Genomic DNA, 15,662 nt, shown 5'->3' with positions numbered 1-15,662 from the left:
GTGGGAACGGCGAGCCGACATGCACGAAGCATTCCTCAAACTCGCCTGCTGCCTCATCACCCACCGACAACTCGGCTCATTGTGTTAGCCGTTGTAAGACCGCAGCGTTCTTGATGACTGTCCGGGCGTGCCGGTAGAACCGCTCCCGGCTGTCGTCCACCCCGGCACGGTCGGGTCGCGAGGTGCTATTCAAAATGGCCTCTGCCGTCCGGACCGCCCAGCGCCCATGGACGTCGAAGACCTTGTTGGCCCGCTCTCGGAGGTCAAAGTCCGGCATGACCTCGATGACGGGCAGCGCCTCATCGTGGTATTTGCGTACGAGGATCGCGCAAGCGTCATACAACTCGGCGGCTTGGACGTCAGGGGCCTCCGCCGCTTCCACCGCCTTCTCGCGGAAGTCGCGGAGCATTTTCGAGATGGCCGTGGCCGTGTCGACCACCTGCTCTCTCACCCGCTGCTCCTCAGCGAGTTGAGATTCATGGCGCCGTCTCGAATCTTCCTGCTTGTCAGCGTGGTCTTGCCTCACCCTTTCCGAGCGACTCGTGAAGTAGTGAGTCGTCCATGCGGCCAAAGCAGAACTGATCAGGACAGCTCCGGCGGATATGAGCGCTGTGAGCCACTGGCTGTCCTGGACCACGGTGGTTGTGACGCCGCCGGCCTTTGTCGTCGTGCTCTTCGTGCCACAACCGGCCACCATCGCTAGGAGAATGAAGGGCGCTACCCGTCTTCCGGCTCTTCGCATGACCGGTGACTGTAGCGCCCATGGCGCACGAACGATCACTGAACGTCGGCCCCCCACTCAATGGTCTTTTCGACCTCCTTGTTGTTCTCCTCCTCGCTGTCGTCGATGACGCCGGCGTAGCGGCGGTGGATGACCTCCGGGGAGTTGCCCGCGCGCCGGGCCACCTCGGCCACCGGGAGGCCGGCACGGAGCCCGTTCGTGATGCACGTCGCCCTCAGGTGGTAAGGCGTGCGAGCCAAGGGCGAGTCCACCTTGTCCGGCGGGAGCTCCAGTGGTCGAGCCTCCTGCCACACCCGCCAGTAGCTGAACGTGCCGAACAAGGCCCCTCTCTCGTTCGGGAAGAGCCGCCCGTCCGTGGCAAGCGACGGTGGCGAACAGCCGGCCCAGGCCTGCCCGGCGCAGTCCGGCACGGCCCTGCTTGGCCACGTACATCGCCTCATCCGCCCACCGCAGCAGTCCGGACAGGTCGTCGGGGAAGTCCTCGGCGCGTGCCCAGCCGAGCGAGACGGTGGTGCGTACGGCCGGGTCTTGGCCGTTGACCGGGCGGGCGAGCACGCCGAGCAGGACGGCGAGCAGGTCGCCCGCGGTGCCTCGGTCATCAAGCAGGACGGCGGCGAACTCATCGCCTCCGAGCCGCCTGGCCACGCCGGAGCTCCCGACGTGGCGGGCGAGACGGTCGGCGGTCGCCTTCAACAGCGCGTCCCCGGCGGCATGCTAGAACTCATCGCTGATGTCCTTGAAGGGTCGGCGTCGGAAGCGCGCGGGTTCCGGCGAAGCTGGCGGTATCTGATTTTCCGAGCGTTCGCCGTGCCGCATCCAACTGGCTAGCCCGCAGGCAAATGTGGGTTCGGCGTGCCGTCATCGCTCATGTGCGCCCGCTGCCAGATCCCGTTCCAGCTGAACGGGATCTCCGGCACGAAACGGTGCCACTTCCCGCACGGACATGGCGTCAGCACCCACGCGCACCCACGGCACAGCTCGACCCAGCCGTGCCCGGCCGAGCTCAGCACCCGCGGTCCTTCATCCGCGCAAGCCGGGCAGCCGGTCAGCTCGGCACCGTCCAGAATCGCGTTCTGTCGCCGGACGTACTCGGACAGTCGCAGCGACGGGTGGCGAAACGGGTCTTGGTGCCAGACGCGGTCCGGGCCGTCCCACCTGCTCCGCAGCCACCACGGTCGCGGGTCCGCTGCAGCCCGCCGCCCAGCCCGCTTCTCCGCCCGGCGTTGCGCGGCATACTCCTCCGCTCGCGCGAGCCACAGCACCCGCGCCTCATGCAGTTCCTCCACCGCCCGCACCAGCGCGTCCGGGTCCCCCTCCAGCCGCCGGGGAATCGCGGCGCTGAGCGTGAGGTGGTGGTACGTCGCCCGGAAGCCGTACGGCGCAAAGAGGGTGATGCAGGTTCTCAGCGCGCTGTGCCGGCGGCGGAGAGGGAGGCGGGCGTCGTGCACGTGCGCTCGGTGGGTCAGGAAGCTGGTCACGGTGTGGGCGCCAGGTCCAGTGCCCGTGCCAGGGCGGCCGTGACGGCGGCAGCGTGGGCCGGCAAATGCTGTTCAGCCCAGGTTCCGGCAAGGCTGAGGAAGTCCTGCAAATCCTGCTGGGCGTCGGCGACGAGCACGCGTATCTGGTCCACGGACAGCTCAATCACCGGACTGCCGTCCGTCCCGTGAGCGTCGAGCGTCAGCCGGACGATGTCGCCAAGACGTTCGGCCACCGAGGACGGATCGTGGCCGAAGAAGGAGCAGCCGGTGCCGTCGAGCACCTCCAGCCAGTCCCGCCAGGTCTCCAGCCCGTTGCAGCAGCCCGGCTCGACGAAGACGGTGTCGGTCGCATTGTCGCTTACCCGGAACCCTCCGGCGGCGAACAGATCAGGCATAGTGAGCAACCCGTGCAGGAATGTGCCGAGCGGGTCGGTCGGGCACGGCCCGTGTTCCTCCTCCGGCTCGAAGTCGTTGCAGTCGGCGATCCGCATAACCGCCGTGCCGACCTCCGCGGAAGTGAGCTGCCCGTTCAGCACGAGGTAGCCATATGACTCGTGCTCGCCAACAGGCCAGAGCGCGAAGTCGTCGGCAGCGAAGATCTCCAGAACGGGTTGCATCACCATCACATGGGGATGATGCCGGACCCACTGCTACACCGCCACGGGCTTTCAACTGCGGCATCGGGCTCGGAGCGGGCCTGCTACCTGGGCAGTTTCGCGGTGCGCTCCGGGCAGGCGGCGCCGACATAGTGCATGGCGGTCTGCGCGGTGATCCCGAAAAGCCGCATCAGCTTGAGGGGATCACCGGTGGCAAACGCCTCGTTGAGCATGCAGTCTGCCGCAGGCCGACGAGCGTGACGTTCTTGGGGAGGGTCCTGCGAAGCAATGTTCTGCTGACCACCGGATGTTCCGGGTCGAGGGCCGTCTTCTGACTGACGAGAAGGTAGGGGTTCGTCGATGCTGGCCAGCGGTGGTAGCGGTAGGCGAGCCACTCGCTGGCGAGTCGGTGGCTGAATTCCTCCAGGTAGAGGGTGTGCCGCAGCAAGCCGCGGCGGACTTCGAGGGTGCTGCGGGCAAGGTCGAGATCGGATGTCCGAACCGTGCGAAGTTCTTCACCAGGCAGAGCGGGAACAGCCACCAAGGCGATGGGCATTCGCGTGATTGTCACTGACCCGCCCACGCCATCGGGCAGGTTGATCGTGACACGCGGTGCGAGGCGAGGTGCCTTGGTGGCTGGCTCGGAGTAACCCGATGGAGCCGAGGAACTGATCAAGTTGGCTGCGTCAGCTACAGAGAAAATCGAGCACCCCGCATGTCCGCACCGGCCACCTCCGACAGCACCGGCAGCCCCCGCAGCCGACCGGAGCACCGTCAGGCCCGCACCGCCGCCGGGAAGCGACTCGCCGCCGCCCAACGTGAGCTCCACCAGCTCTCGCGCCAGGTCCAGCTCGACCTGCGCAGCGTCCGCCGGCACGGAGAGACCACCGGCATCGTCGCCGGCGCGAGTTTCGCCGAACTTCGTCGCCGGATACGCCGCCCGCTTCCACAACGGACTGCGCCTGATCGTGCGCGGGCGGGTGGGGTGGACATCGGGAGAGCGGTTGAACTCCACCCTCGATTCCACCCATGGGTCCAGGTGCTGTGAGCCTGATCGCAGCAGTCTTGCGGGCATGACAACGACCGAGTGGATCACCGACATCGCCCTTCTTCTCGTCGTCTTCCGGCAGCTGCGGGAAGGCCGACTCGACCTCAAGTCCTTCCTGATCCCGCTGGGGATCGTGGCCTTTGTGGCCTACTCGTACCTGGACGGCATTCCTACCGCGGGCAACGACCTGATGCTGATCGGGGTCCTGATGAGCGTGGGTGCCGCGCTCGGCGTCGCCGGCGGCGTCTACACCCGGCTCCGGACTGTCGGCGAGCACGTCCTGATCAAGGCCGGTGCGGTGTCGGCGATCCTGTGGGTAGTGGGCATGGGGGCGCGGATGGGTTTCCAGCTGTGGACCGAGTACGGCGGTGGCGCCGACGACGTCGCCCGGTTCAGCATCACTCACCACATCACCAGCGACCAGGCCTGGGTAGCGGCGTTCGTGCTGATGGCACTCACCGAAGTGGTCACGCGGCTGGCCACGATCTTCATACGAAGCCGGACCCGGACGGTGACCCACCCCGTGCCCGTCTTCGACCGTACGGCCTGACCGTGCGTTATCTTCTGCCCGTGTCCGCAACCGAGAGCGCCCCGCCCCCTGGGAAGACCGTGGCCCAGGGGGCGGCCCCGCGGCCGGTTCCCGGACAGGACCGGCGCGTGCAGTGGGTGCTGACCCTTGCAGTCATCGCCGCCGGAATCCTGACGATCCGGCCCATGGGCTTCAGCGGCCGGGGTCTGGCCGTCGCCGTCCTCTTCGTGATCAACTCTGCGGCGCTGCTGGCGCGGCGCCTGCCCGAGAGCAAGGTTCCCAAGCACCTCGCTCTCGTCTGGCTGACCCTCGGCGTCGTCGCGGCGGCCGCCCTGATCGGCGTCAGCCGCAGCGGAACGAGTTACCTTTTCGCCTTCTTCTTCGCCGGTCACATCGGATACCGGCTCGAGACCAAGCCGGCCCTCGTTCTCGCAGGGATCTGCAGTCTGCTCTGCGGCGGTGTCCTGTACTTCCACCTCGGGCCGGGGCACCACCTGCTGCCCTGGGCACTCGGTCTCGCCACCGGCACCCCGGTCCTGGTCGGCATCGTCAACCGCAGTCAGCGCCGGGCCGTACTGGCGGCGATCGCGGCGGCCGAGTCCGCCGAACGCGCCGCCCGGGCCGAGGCCCAGACCGCCGTACTGACCGAGCGCAGCCGGATCGCCCGGGACGTGCACGACGTTCTGGCGCACTCGCTGGCCGGGATCAACATGCAGTTGGAACTGGCCGATGCACTGATCGACACCGGTGACCTGGAGAAGGTCCGGGAGGCGAACAACAAGGCCCACGGACTGGTCAAAGAGAGCCTGAAACAGGCGCAGTGGACCGTGCACGCACTGCGCGAGGACTCGCTGCCGCTGCTGGGGAGCCTGACCGCGATGCTCGAATCGTCGGGTCACCGTGACGTTCTCACCGTCACCGGGACCGTCCGTGAGGTGCCGGCCCGAGTGACCCAGAATCTGCTGCGGATCGCCCAGGAGGCGCTGACCAACGCCGCTCGACACGCTCCCGGGGGAGATGTCGGCGTGGAGCTGACGTTCGCCGCCTCATCGACCACACTGAGAATCGGCAACCGCCCCGCCACCCGTAAGGTGAACGCGGGTGTAGGCAGCGGGATGGGGTTGATCGGAATGCGCGAGCGCGTCGCTCTGCTGGGCGGAACCGTTACCGCGGGCCCGGTCACCGAGGGACCGGATCAGGGCGGCTGGCAAGTGAAGGCAGTGATCCCGGGATGAGTGGACCGACCGAGAAGCCGCAGCGGTTGAGGGTGGTCGTCGCCGACGATCAGGCCGCCGTCCGGGAGCCGCTCGCCGCGGTGCTCGGGCTGTCCGAGGACATCGAGGTCGTCGCGGCCGCCGCGGACGGTAGCGAGGTGCTGACGGCTGTTGCCGCCGGGCCGGTGGACGTCGTGCTGATGGATCTGCGAATGCCCGTGATGGACGGGACCGAGGCAACCCGTCGGCTGGGCGAGGAGTACCCGGAGGTGGCGGTGGTCGTGCTGACCACCTTTGCCGACGACGACTCGATCCTGGGTGCGCTGAGCGCAGGGGCCCGCGGTTACCTGACCAAGAACGCGGGACGCCAGGACATCACCCGGGCGATCCGGGCCGCTGCCGCCGGTCAGTCCGTGCTCGACCGCGAGGTCCAGGACCGACTGCTCGCCACCGTCAGGACCAGGACGCCGGTGCTGGAACAGACCCTGCCCGAGGACCTCACACCCCGCGAACGCGAGGTACTCACACTGATCGGCCAGGGCCTGCCCAACCGGGGCATCGCCGAGAAACTCTTCATCAGCGAGGCCACGGTCAAGACCCACATCAACAACCTGTTCGCCAAAGCGGGGATTCGCGACCGAGCCGACGCCGTCCGGCGCGCCATCGAGGCAGGCCTGGCCTGACCTGCCTGAGACACCACAGCCGACGTGCACCGGGCCGGTTCGTCAGTAGAGCCAGTCACCGCTGTTCCCCTGGGCCAGGCCCGCGCGCACCTCGGTACGGCGTCGGCGATGCCCCCCTTCCCATCCGCTCAGCGTGTGGGGACCGGGCGGTCGTAGACGTTGTTCGGGGTCACGATTTCGGTGATCGCCCGGGCGAAGAGTGAGGACGGCTCCTTGCCCTCGTAGGTGATGTCGGTGTTGAGCATGACGACCAGGGTGGCCTGCTGCGAAGGGAGGTGGACGGTCACGTTCTCGTAGCCGGGGATGGAGCCGTTGTGGCCGATCCAGCCGCTGGACTCGAAGATGCCGAGGCCGTAGCTCGTACCGGGATAGCCGGTCGGCAGGGTCTTGAGGCGCTCCGCCTGGGTCTCCGGGCTGAGCAGCTCGCCGGTGGCGACGATCTTCGCCCAGCGACGCAGGTCGTGCATGTCCGAGATCATCGCCCCGGCCGCCCAGGCCCAACTGGGGTTCCAGTCAGTGGCGTCGGCGACCTCGCCGCTCAGCGTCTGGTTCGTGTACCCGCGCGGGTGCGGGTCGGGGAACTCGGCACCCTCCGGGAACAGCGTGCGGTGCAGGTGCGCCGGGCGCAGCACCCGCCGCTCGATGACGTCCTCGAGGCGGTGACCGGTGACCTTCTCGATCACCAGGCCGAGGAGTACGAAGTTGCTGTTGTTGTACTCGAACACCTTCCCCGGCGCGGCGGTGTTCTTGTGCTTGAAGCCGTACGCGAGCAGCTCGTCCGGCGTGAACGAGCGGCTCGGGTCGCTCAGCAGGTCGTGCACGAAGTCGGCGTCGGAGCTGTAGGGGAACAGACCGCTGCGCATCTCGGCCAGATGCCTGAGGGTGATCCGGTGGCCGTTGGGCACGCCGTGGACGTAGGCCGAGATCGGGTCGTCCAGCCCGATGCGACCATCGTCGACGAGCTTGAGCAGCGCGGTGACCGTGAAGGTCTTGGTCTCGCTGCCGATCCGGATGAACTTGTCGGTGGTCATCGGCTCGCCGGTGGCGGTGTCGGCGACCCCGGTCGCACGGACGTAGCTTCCCTTGCCGGGCATCCACAGTCCGACGGCGACGCCGGGGATGTCGGCCTGCCGGCGGACCTTCTCGATGGCGGCGTCCAGTCTGGCGGTCAGTTTGTGATCGAACCCCGGCTGGTGCTCGTCGTCCCTGTCGTGCCGGTCGGCCACCGCCACGTTGACGGCCGTAGCGGGAATCGCTGTCATCGGTGCCAGTGCGGACGCCACGAGCAGGGCGGCGGCGAGGGCACGGCGGGAGGGGGTACGTCGCATACGGGAGCGCCTCTTCCAGGTCAGGGGCTGAGGTGGCAACGTCACCATCCAGCCCCCGGGTGGGAGCTCCGTCGGGCATACGTTCCGGCGAAGTCCACTCGTTCGGAGCCACAGAGATTTCCGCGGCGTCCCTGGCCCGGACCGGGCGCCCCCGGACATACGGGTTTCCATCCAGAGGACCGTCAGGCGTGCCGGCCCGTCCCAAACGCAAGCCCTCCGGCGTAAAGAAGAGGCGGCTTCGCGCGCACGCCCTGATGGGGCCTCGGCGTCAGCAGGTCTCGCGGACGTAGCCGTTCGTGCCCTTGGGCAGGACCAGTTGGTCGCGGCGGACGATGCTCAGTGTGGTGCTCCAGTCGGCGCACACTGTCGACAGGGCCTTCGCCGTGTACTCGACCACGAGCACGTTGTTGTCGAAGGCCGCGGCGAACTCGCCGCACTCGTTCCACTCGCCGCACTCCTCCACGACGGCGAAGTCCAGGCCTACGGACGCGCGGTCGGGCACGAGTTCCAGGGTGTTCTTCTGGGCGATGGCCAGGCCCTTCTCGTGGGCGTGGACCGACAGGAGTTTCATGAACGCCTTGGCCTGGCCGGCCGTGAGGTAGTTCGGGAAGCGGGTGAAGGTGTCGTAGTTGTCGGGCTCGACGGCCTTGTAGCCCTTGGCCGCGCACTGGTCGATCCAGGTGTTCGCCTTGGCAGCGATGCGCTTCCGCTTGGCGTCGGTGCGGACGTCCAGGACCGCCTCGCCCCAGTCCTTGTCGTAGACGACTTTCCCGTTGGCGTCGCGCAGCAGCAGGTCGGGGTCCCAGTCGCCCTCCGCGTCCTCCTGCGCCTGGAAGGCGTTGAAATTGCAGATGTTGTAGACACCCGGCGCCGGCGCGTCCTCGTAGCTGCGGCTGACCACCTGCACCCCGGTCGGCGGGGTGTACGCGCCGCCGACCTGGTAGTCCCACCGCACGTGCTTCGGCGGTGGCGTCACCGTGCTGCCGGACGCGGCCGCGGGCGCGGGCGCGGTGGGCGACGGGGAGTCGTTGTTCTGCTCCGACCCTGATCGCACTATCGCCACGGTCAGCCCGGCGACGACCACGGCCGCGGCGAGGCTGACGGTGACGCGCCGCCCTCGACGTCTGTGACCGGGGTGGGTGCTGTCCGTATCCCCCGCGCCTCCGGCGGTGAGCAGGCCACGTGGAACGGGGTGCGGACGGGAGAGCCGGCGGCTGGTTTCCGCCGAGTCTGCGGCTCCCGGCGCGTCCGGTTCGGCGGTCCCCGGCAGCGTCCGGAGCAGACGGTGCAGTTCCGCGAGTTCGGGGCGGGCCGCCGGGTCCTTGTCCAGGCAGCGTTCGGCGATGCTCCGGAGGGGTTCGGCGACCGCGTCCAGGGCCGGTGCCTCGTACATCACTTGATAGCCCGTCAGGTACGGACTGCTTCCGTCGAAGGGACGGTTGCCCGTGGCCGCGTAGACCAGCAGCGACCCCAGCGAGAACACGTCCGAGGCGGCCGTGACGTCCCGGGGCGACGTGAACTGCTCCGGCGACATGAACGGCGGCGTACCGATCAACCGCCCGGTCACGGTGAGCGCTTGGTTGTCGATGGCGTGCGAGATGCCGAAGTCGATGACGCGGGGTCCGTCCTCGGCCATCAGGACGTTGCTCGGTTTCAGGTCGCGGTGCACCACACCCACCCGGTGGATGTCCCGCAGCGCCTCGACGAGGCCAAGCGCCAGCACGCGCAACTGGCCTTCGCGCAGCGGTCCGTCCTCGGTCACGGTGTCCGCCAGCGTGCGGCCCGGCACATACAGCGTCGCCATCCACGGCTGTTCGGCGTCCGGATCGGCGTCCACCACAGGGGCCGTGAACGCCCCGCTCACCCGACGGACCGCCGCGACTTCCTGTCTGAAGCGGGTCCGGAACTCCTCGTTCTGCGCGTACTGCGCGTGCACGACCTTGACCGCGACCCGCCGCCCCGACTCCGAGCGGCCCAGATAGACGACGCCCATACCGCCGCTGCCGAGCCGTTCGACCAGCGCATAGCCGCCTATGGACTCCAGATCGCCGGGGCTCCGGGACATCGCCGGTCACCTTTCCCATGTGCCGTGCCTCGAAAAGCTGTTCAGGGGATCAGACTAGTACCGCGATCCCTCAGCGCCGACGGGAATCCACCTCGGAATGAAGTGGATGCGATCTCGTACATACTGAACAAATCGGTCATTTCGATCAGACTGTCGGCGCGGACAGGCCGGCATTTCCACCGGACTGCGGCCAGACCGCGCCCGGACCACGCCGAACAGCCGCGAGGCCGACCTCCCCTGACGGCACGTCGGGAGCAGCGACGCTCTCCCCTCCCCTTTCATCTGATCTCTCCACCGCATTTCCCCCAGAAGGGCATGATCCTATTTTGGGTGACATTGCGCACAATAGTGGTGGATGCATCTAGGCAAGCGGTTATTTGTCGTCGACAGTTGGGCTGGATATTTCCCATCCAACCGGCACAGAAAGTTCCCGCTCGTATGCGCAATTCTTCCGACGTCCCCGTGCAGCCCCACCTCGTCACGCTCGCCGAAGTGATACCCGGTGATCTTCTTGCCCTGACGGAAGAGGATGTGGCGGCGGACAAGTGGTACGTGGTGATGCACACGTTGCCCGAGAATCCGCGGACCATTCGGCTGGCCCTGCGGCCGCCTCTCGGGGGAAGTGATCACGAGCGGGTATTCCAGCGGGATCACCAAGTGACGGTGGGGTGTCGGCGGATGGATGTCGCCGGGATTCCCGAGATCGATTCGGCCGATCTGGAAACGGTGGAATTCAGGGACGGGGATCAGGTCACCTCGCTGCGCGCCGTCGACCCCGGAGCCGTCGAGGAGTCGTACAGCCGCAGGTGGGGGCAGTGGTACCGGCACCTGGAGAGCCGGGTCGAGGAGCCCGTGTCGGACTCGGGACTGCGGGAACGGGTCGCGCGGGAAGTCGCCGAGGGGCATGTCGTACGGCATCTCCCGCGGCCGCGTGCGAGTGCGGGGAGCGGTTCCGCGCGGCCTCGGCGGGTCGTCGTGACCGGGCTCGGGGCCGTGACACCGCTCGGGGTGGGCGTGGCCGAGCTCTGGCAGGGGCTGGTCGAAGGGCGTTGCGGGATACGGGAGTTGGAGGGTGCGGAGTTCGACGGGCTGCCTGTGCGGATCGCGGGGAGTGTTCCCGTCGATCCTGTGGGGCTGTTGCCCCGTCCGCAGGCTCGGCGGATGAACCGGGCTGCGCAGTTCGCGGTGATCGCGGCAAGGGAGGCCTGGCAGGACGCGGGGTTGAACGTGGCCGGGACGGTCGAGAGCGGGCTTGAGCCCGAGCGGGTCGGGGTCAGCGTCGGCGCCATCCTCGGGGATGCCTCCGTGCTCGTCGGCGGTGATCGGCAGCTGCGGAACAAGGGCCCGCGTGCCGTGTCACCCCTCACCACACCGATGACCGTGCCCTCGCAGGCCGCGTCCCAGGTGTCGCTCGCGCTGCGGATCACCGGCGAGGCCCGCACCGTGAGCAGCGCCTGCGCCTCCGGCACCGAGGCCATCGGGCAGGCCATCGACCGCATCCGGTACGGGCATGTCGACGTCGCCCTGGCCGGTGGCGCGGAGGCCGTGGTCACCCCGGCGATCATGGCCTCGTTCGCCGCGATGCGCGCACTGTCCACCCACGCCCTCGGATCCACCAGCCCCTCCCGGCCGTTCGCCAAGGACCGCGACGGCTTCGTCAACGGCGAGGGGGCCGGCTTCCTGCTGCTGGAGGCCGAGGAACACGCACGGGCCCGTGGCGCCCGGATCTACTGCGAGGCCGCCGGCTGGGGGCTGTCCGCCGACGCTCACCACATGGCCGCCCCCGATCCGTCCGGCAAAGGTGTCGCTCTCGCGATGCGCCGGGCCGTACGCGACGCCGGCGCGCATGTCGTGGACGTCGTACACGTCAACGCCCATGCCACCGCCACCTCCGACGGTGACCTCGCCGAGGCGGGTGCGCTGCGGGCCGTGCTCGGCGGGAGCGTTCCGGTGACCGCGCTCAAGGGTCACCTCGGTCATCTGCAGGGCGCCGCGGGCGGGGTGGAGGCCGTCGCCGCCGTGCTCACGCTCCACCACGGTCTCATTCCGCCCACCATCGGCTGTGAGGAACAGGACGACGCCATCGAACTGGACGTGGTGACCAAAAGTCCGCGGCCGCTGCCCGCCCTCGGCGACCTCGCCCTCAGCAACTCGTTCGGATTCGGCGGCCACAACGCGGTGTTGGCGCTACGGCGCCTCGGGTGATTCAGGCAGCGGGCGCGGGGAGCGGTCGCAGACAGCGGGCGCGTGCTTTCGGGGGGGGTGCGCTCATTCAGGCGGACGCGCGCTTTCGAGGGGCCGCCTTCTTGGCTGCGGCGGGCTTTTTCGCCGTGGTCTTCTTCGCCGCCGTCTTCTTATCGGCAGCCTGGGCAGTTGATTTGGTGGCCGGCTGCTTCGTCGTCGGTGTCTTCGTTGGTGTCTTCGACGTTGCCTTCGTTGTCGACTTTTTCGTCGCTGTCTTCTTTGCCGCTGTCTTCTTTGCTGCCGTCTTTTTCGCCGTCGACTTCTTTCCGCCGACTTCCTTCGGTGTCGTACGGGCCTGGAGCCGGGTGACCTCGGCGGCTTCGCCGGTCTCGGTGGTTTCCTCGCTCTCGCCCTCGCCCCGCGATTCCTTGGCCGCGCGCACGCTCTTCTCCAGGGCGGCCATCAGGTCGAGAACCTTGCCGCCGGTCTTCTCGCCGGTGGAGACCGTGGGGCCCTCCACGCCGGAGGCCTTGGCCGCGATGAGTTCCTCCACGGCCTCGCGGTAGTCGTCGTGCAGGTCGGCGAGGTCGACCTCGCCGAGGGTGTCCATCAGGGCGTCCGCCAGATCCAGTTCCTTGTCCCGGACGGTGACCGCGGCGTCCGGGGCCACGTCCTGGGGGGCGCGGATCTCGTCCGGCCAGAGCAGGCCGTGCATGGCGATGACGTCGTCGACGACGCGGAGCATGCCCAGGCGTTCCCGGCCACGCAGGGCGAACTTCGCGATGGCGACCTTCTGGCTGCGCTTCAGGGCCTCGCGCAGGAGGGTGTACGGCTTGGCGGCGGGGACTCCGTTCGCGGACAGGTAGTACGCCGTGTCCATCTGGAGCGGGTCGATCCGGTCGGCCGGTACGAAGGCCACGATCTCGATCGTCTTGGCGGTCGGAATGGGCAGCTGGGCGAGATCCTCGTCCGTGATCGGGATCATCGTGCCGTCCGCGTCCTCGTACGCCTTGCCGATCTCCCCTGCCGTGACCTCGCGGTCCTCCGCCTCGCAGAACTTGCGGTAGCGGATGCGGCCACCGTCGTCGAGGTGGATCTGGCGGAAGGAGATCGAGTGGCTCTCCGTGGCGTTCACGAGCTTGATCGGGATGCTGACCAGGCCGAAGGAGATGGCGCCGTTCCATATGGATCGCACGTGCAGCACCTTCCACTCGGTTGCAGCCGTTTTAAGACAAATTCTTGTCTTTTGGTGAGATTGTCATCGTATGACGCCGATCACTGAGGTGGAGGGGCGAAGGCTCGCGCTGAGCAATCTGGAGAAGGTCCTCTATCCGGCGACCGGCTTCACCAAAGGCGAGGTGCTGCACTACTACGCGACGGCCGCCGACGTCCTGCTGCCTCACCTCCGGGACCGGCCGGTGTCCTTCCTGCGCTATCCGGACGGGCCCGACGGCCAGGTGTTCTTCGCCAAGAACGTGCCGCCGGGTACGCCCGAGTGGGTCACCACCGCCGAGGTGCCGCGGTCGGAGGGGCCGGCGCGGATGGTGCTGGTCCAGGACCTGGCGAGTCTGATGTGGGCGGCGAACCTCGTCACCGAGTTCCACACACCCCAATGGTTCATCGGGGCGCCGGGTGATGCGGACCGGCTGGTCTTCGATCTCGACCCCGGGGCGCCTGCGACCGTCGTCGAGTGCTGCGAGGTCGCGCTTTGGCTGCGGGAGCGGTTGGCCGCCGACGGGATCGAGGCGTATGCGAAGACGTCCGGGTCGAAGGGGTTGCACCTGTTGGCGGGGCTCGAGCCGACGCCCTCCGGGCGGGTGACGGAGTACGCCAAGGGGTTGGCCGTGGAGGCGGAGAAGGTGATGCCGCGGCTCGTTGTGCACCGGATGACGCGGAATCTGCGGGTGGGGAAGGTGTTTGTGGACTGGAGTCAGAACGCTGCGCGGAAGACCACGGCGGTTCCGTACACGCTGCGGGCGCGGGCGGAGCCGACGGTGTCGGCGCCGGTTACGTGGGGGGAGGTCTCCTCGTGCCGTTCCGTTTCCCAACTGGTGTTTCAGGCTCCGGACATCGCTCCTCGGGTGGAGGAGTACGGGGATCTGTTGGGCTCCCTGCTCGATGTCGACCGTGCGCGGGCTCTGCCGCCTGCGTGAGTGGGGTGCGTTTTTTCGCCCCCTCCGCCCCTACCCGTCCCATACCTGGGGGCTGCGCCCCCAGACCCCCGCTGTCGGCCTGAACGGCCTCGTCCTCAAACGCCGGACGGGCTGAAAGAGGCTCCCGGTGTTCACACCCGCGTCCATGTGTGCCGGTCCCGTGCCATCGCGTGCAGCGCCTCCACGTCTGCCGGTTTCAGTACGCCGCCGAGGCGGGCCAAGGTCGCGAGATCCGTGTCCTGGAGGATGCGGATCTCGCGGAGCGGGACCGTGATGTCCAGGTCGGCCGGGCCTGCGACGGCGAGCACGGGGTGGACCTCGGCCGTCAGGGCGTACGAGGCACGGTCGGCGTCCGCGCGGACGCTGCGGAGCAGGGGGTGCGGCTCTCGGCGGCCGACGGTGACCATCGGGTCGGCCACCAGGACGCGTTGCTTCCGGGCGTACAGGGCGCGTACGGAGAAGAGGCCGCCGGGGCCGATGACCAGGTGGTGGAGTCGGTCGCCGCCCGGGAGCGGGAGTGAGTGCAGGGTGTGCCAGCCCGCGCCCTCCAGGTGGTCGAGGGCATCCCCGACCGCCTGCTCTGCGGCGAGCGCGCGGCGGCGCGGGTCGGGGCGGAGGCGGTGGGCAGGGCCCGGGTCGCGGTCGAGGGCGATCACCAGGGCCTCGCCGGGGCGGTTCGGCGCCAGGTCGTCGTCCGGGTGGAGGGTGAGGCGGGCCAGCTCCGCGGGGGTGGGGACCGGCGGCGGCCCCACCGTCACCGGGCCGGTGAGGAACGGGCCGAGCGCGTCGAGCACGTCCTCCCTGCGGTCCTCGCTGAGCAGATTGACCCTGGCCGACTCACGGTCGTACCAGGCGACGTTCCTCCCGTCCGTCAGGCAGACGTACAACCGCTGCCGGCCGTGCCGCCAGGTCGGTATGACGCGCAGTCCGTTCATGCACCATCACCCCATGACCATGGGAACAGGCGGGGTGCTCCAGGGGCAAGAAGCCGGTTACCTTTGTGAGCAGTTGGGGGAGTCGGTGGGAGGCGCCGTTGCGGACCCGCAGAAGACCATCGGATGTGCCGGCCCCGGACAGCCCGTGGAACGAGATCGTGCCCGGCCTGTGGATGGGCGGGCACGCGTTCGCGGGGCGGTCCGGAGATCCGGAGTTCGCCGTCGTACACGATGAGTTCGACCTGGTGCTGACCCTGTTGCGACTGCCGGGGCACGGGCCGGACCCCGGCGTCGAGCATCATGTGTGGCCCGTCCCGGACGGGCCACTCGACGGTACGCAGCTGGCGGGCGTCATACGTCTCGCGCAGGCCGCCGACGACGCGCTGGAGGACGGGCGCCGGGTCCTGGTCCGCTGTTTTCACGGCTACAACCGCTCCGGGCTCGTGGTCGGGCACGCGCTGATGCGCGCGGGACACACCGCGGACGAGGCGATACGGCTGATACGGAGCCGGCGCTCGCCGTGGGCGCTGCACAACGAGCTGTTCGTGGAGTACCTCCGGGCCGGGCTCCCCACGGCCAGGCTCCTTGAGGAGCTGGCGGAGCCCTGAAAAGGCTGAGCAAAAGGGCTGAACAAAAAGGACTTCCCTGCGGATAAAAGGACTTCCCTACGAATAAGGTGTGCGGGGCGAGCCTCTCGCCTCCCACCC

At 68.6% G+C, this 15,662-nt stretch carries 15 protein-coding genes and 1 pseudogene; 6 read left to right on the top strand and 10 right to left on the bottom strand.

Annotated elements, in window-relative coordinates; genetic code table 11:
* Positions 1–76: 76 nt before the first annotated feature.
* The 6 genes and pseudogenes from AB0N66_RS39055 to AB0N66_RS39030 all read right to left on the bottom strand — a co-directional run bounded on the left by AB0N66_RS39055 (position 77) and on the right by AB0N66_RS39030 (position 3,831).
* Entirely contained in the window at positions 77–451 is a 375-nt protein-coding gene (locus AB0N66_RS39055) for a hypothetical protein (protein ID WP_365444510.1), read from the bottom strand.
* A 326-nt stretch (positions 452–777) separates the two neighbouring features.
* Positions 778–981 carry a hypothetical protein gene (locus AB0N66_RS39050; protein ID WP_365444507.1) on the bottom strand — a complete coding sequence of 68 codons (204 nt, stop codon included), beginning with the start codon at positions 979–981 and terminating at the stop codon, positions 778–780.
* Between the two features lie 124 nt (positions 982–1,105).
* Positions 1,106–1,518, bottom strand: a pseudogene (locus AB0N66_RS39045) (GGDEF domain-containing protein); the annotation flags it as partial.
* A 48-nt stretch (positions 1,519–1,566) separates the two neighbouring features.
* On the bottom strand, positions 1,567–2,220 hold the full coding sequence (locus tag AB0N66_RS39040) for a hypothetical protein (RefSeq protein ID WP_365444504.1): 654 nt from the start codon (positions 2,218–2,220) through the stop codon (positions 1,567–1,569).
* Entirely contained in the window at positions 2,217–2,843 is a 627-nt protein-coding gene (locus AB0N66_RS39035) for a hypothetical protein (RefSeq protein WP_365444516.1), read from the bottom strand. The genes AB0N66_RS39040 and AB0N66_RS39035 overlap by 4 nt, the downstream gene beginning before the upstream one ends.
* Positions 2,844–3,006: 163 nt before the next feature.
* Positions 3,007–3,831, bottom strand: a complete 825-nt coding sequence (locus tag AB0N66_RS39030; RefSeq protein WP_365444501.1) for a hypothetical protein — start codon at positions 3,829–3,831, stop codon at positions 3,007–3,009.
* Positions 3,832–3,889: 58 nt separating this feature from the next.
* Here AB0N66_RS39030 and AB0N66_RS39025 point away from each other — a divergent pair, with 58 nt between their 5' ends.
* The 3 genes from AB0N66_RS39025 to AB0N66_RS39015 are packed head-to-tail and all read left to right on the top strand — an operon-like array spanning position 3,890 to position 6,290.
* Positions 3,890–4,414 (top strand): hypothetical protein, encoded by a 525-nt coding sequence (locus AB0N66_RS39025; protein WP_365444498.1) that lies wholly within the window; start codon positions 3,890–3,892, stop codon positions 4,412–4,414.
* A 2-nt stretch (positions 4,415–4,416) separates the two neighbouring features.
* Entirely contained in the window at positions 4,417–5,628 is a 1,212-nt protein-coding gene (locus tag AB0N66_RS39020; protein ID WP_365444495.1) for a histidine kinase, read from the top strand.
* Positions 5,625–6,290, top strand: a complete 666-nt coding sequence (locus AB0N66_RS39015) for a response regulator transcription factor (RefSeq protein ID WP_365444492.1) — start codon at positions 5,625–5,627, stop codon at positions 6,288–6,290. Before AB0N66_RS39020 ends, AB0N66_RS39015 begins: the two co-directional genes overlap by 4 nt.
* A 128-nt stretch (positions 6,291–6,418) precedes the next feature.
* Here the strand turns inward: AB0N66_RS39015 and AB0N66_RS39010 are convergent, their stop codons facing one another.
* A complete protein-coding gene (locus AB0N66_RS39010; protein WP_365444489.1) occupies positions 6,419–7,618 on the bottom strand; it encodes a serine hydrolase domain-containing protein in 1,200 nt (399 codons plus the stop codon).
* 268 nt (positions 7,619–7,886) lie between these two features.
* A complete protein-coding gene (locus AB0N66_RS39005; RefSeq protein WP_365444486.1) occupies positions 7,887–9,683 on the bottom strand; it encodes an endo alpha-1,4 polygalactosaminidase in 1,797 nt (598 codons plus the stop codon).
* Positions 9,684–10,121: 438 nt separating this feature from the next.
* Here AB0N66_RS39005 and AB0N66_RS39000 point away from each other — a divergent pair, with 438 nt between their 5' ends.
* Positions 10,122–11,888, top strand: a complete 1,767-nt coding sequence (locus AB0N66_RS39000; protein ID WP_365444483.1) for a beta-ketoacyl-[acyl-carrier-protein] synthase family protein — start codon at positions 10,122–10,124, stop codon at positions 11,886–11,888.
* Positions 11,889–11,955: 67 nt separating this feature from the next.
* On the opposite strand, the gene AB0N66_RS38995 is transcribed toward AB0N66_RS39000, so the two are convergent.
* Entirely contained in the window at positions 11,956–13,071 is a 1,116-nt protein-coding gene (locus AB0N66_RS38995; RefSeq protein WP_365444480.1) for a Ku protein, read from the bottom strand.
* Between the two features lie 61 nt (positions 13,072–13,132).
* Here AB0N66_RS38995 and ligD point away from each other — a divergent pair, with 61 nt between their 5' ends.
* A complete protein-coding gene (ligD, locus tag AB0N66_RS38990; RefSeq protein ID WP_365444477.1) occupies positions 13,133–14,020 on the top strand; it encodes a non-homologous end-joining DNA ligase in 888 nt (295 codons plus the stop codon).
* A gap of 131 nt (positions 14,021–14,151) precedes the next feature.
* Here ligD and AB0N66_RS38985 read toward each other — a convergent pair whose 3' ends face one another.
* Positions 14,152–14,955 carry a nuclease-related domain-containing protein gene (locus tag AB0N66_RS38985; RefSeq protein WP_365444474.1) on the bottom strand — a complete coding sequence of 268 codons (804 nt, stop codon included), beginning with the start codon at positions 14,953–14,955 and terminating at the stop codon, positions 14,152–14,154.
* A gap of 98 nt (positions 14,956–15,053) precedes the next feature.
* Here AB0N66_RS38985 and AB0N66_RS38980 point away from each other — a divergent pair, with 98 nt between their 5' ends.
* Positions 15,054–15,563, top strand: a complete 510-nt coding sequence (locus tag AB0N66_RS38980; protein WP_365444471.1) for a dual specificity protein phosphatase family protein — start codon at positions 15,054–15,056, stop codon at positions 15,561–15,563.
* Positions 15,564–15,662: the final 99 nt, after the last annotated feature.

It is taken from the genome of Streptomyces sp. NPDC093544, assembly GCF_040683495.1.
GTDB lineage: Bacteria > Actinomycetota > Actinomycetes > Streptomycetales > Streptomycetaceae > Streptomyces.
The sequence above is the reverse complement of the archived record's forward strand: the minus strand, read 5'-3'. Positions and strand labels throughout refer to the sequence as shown.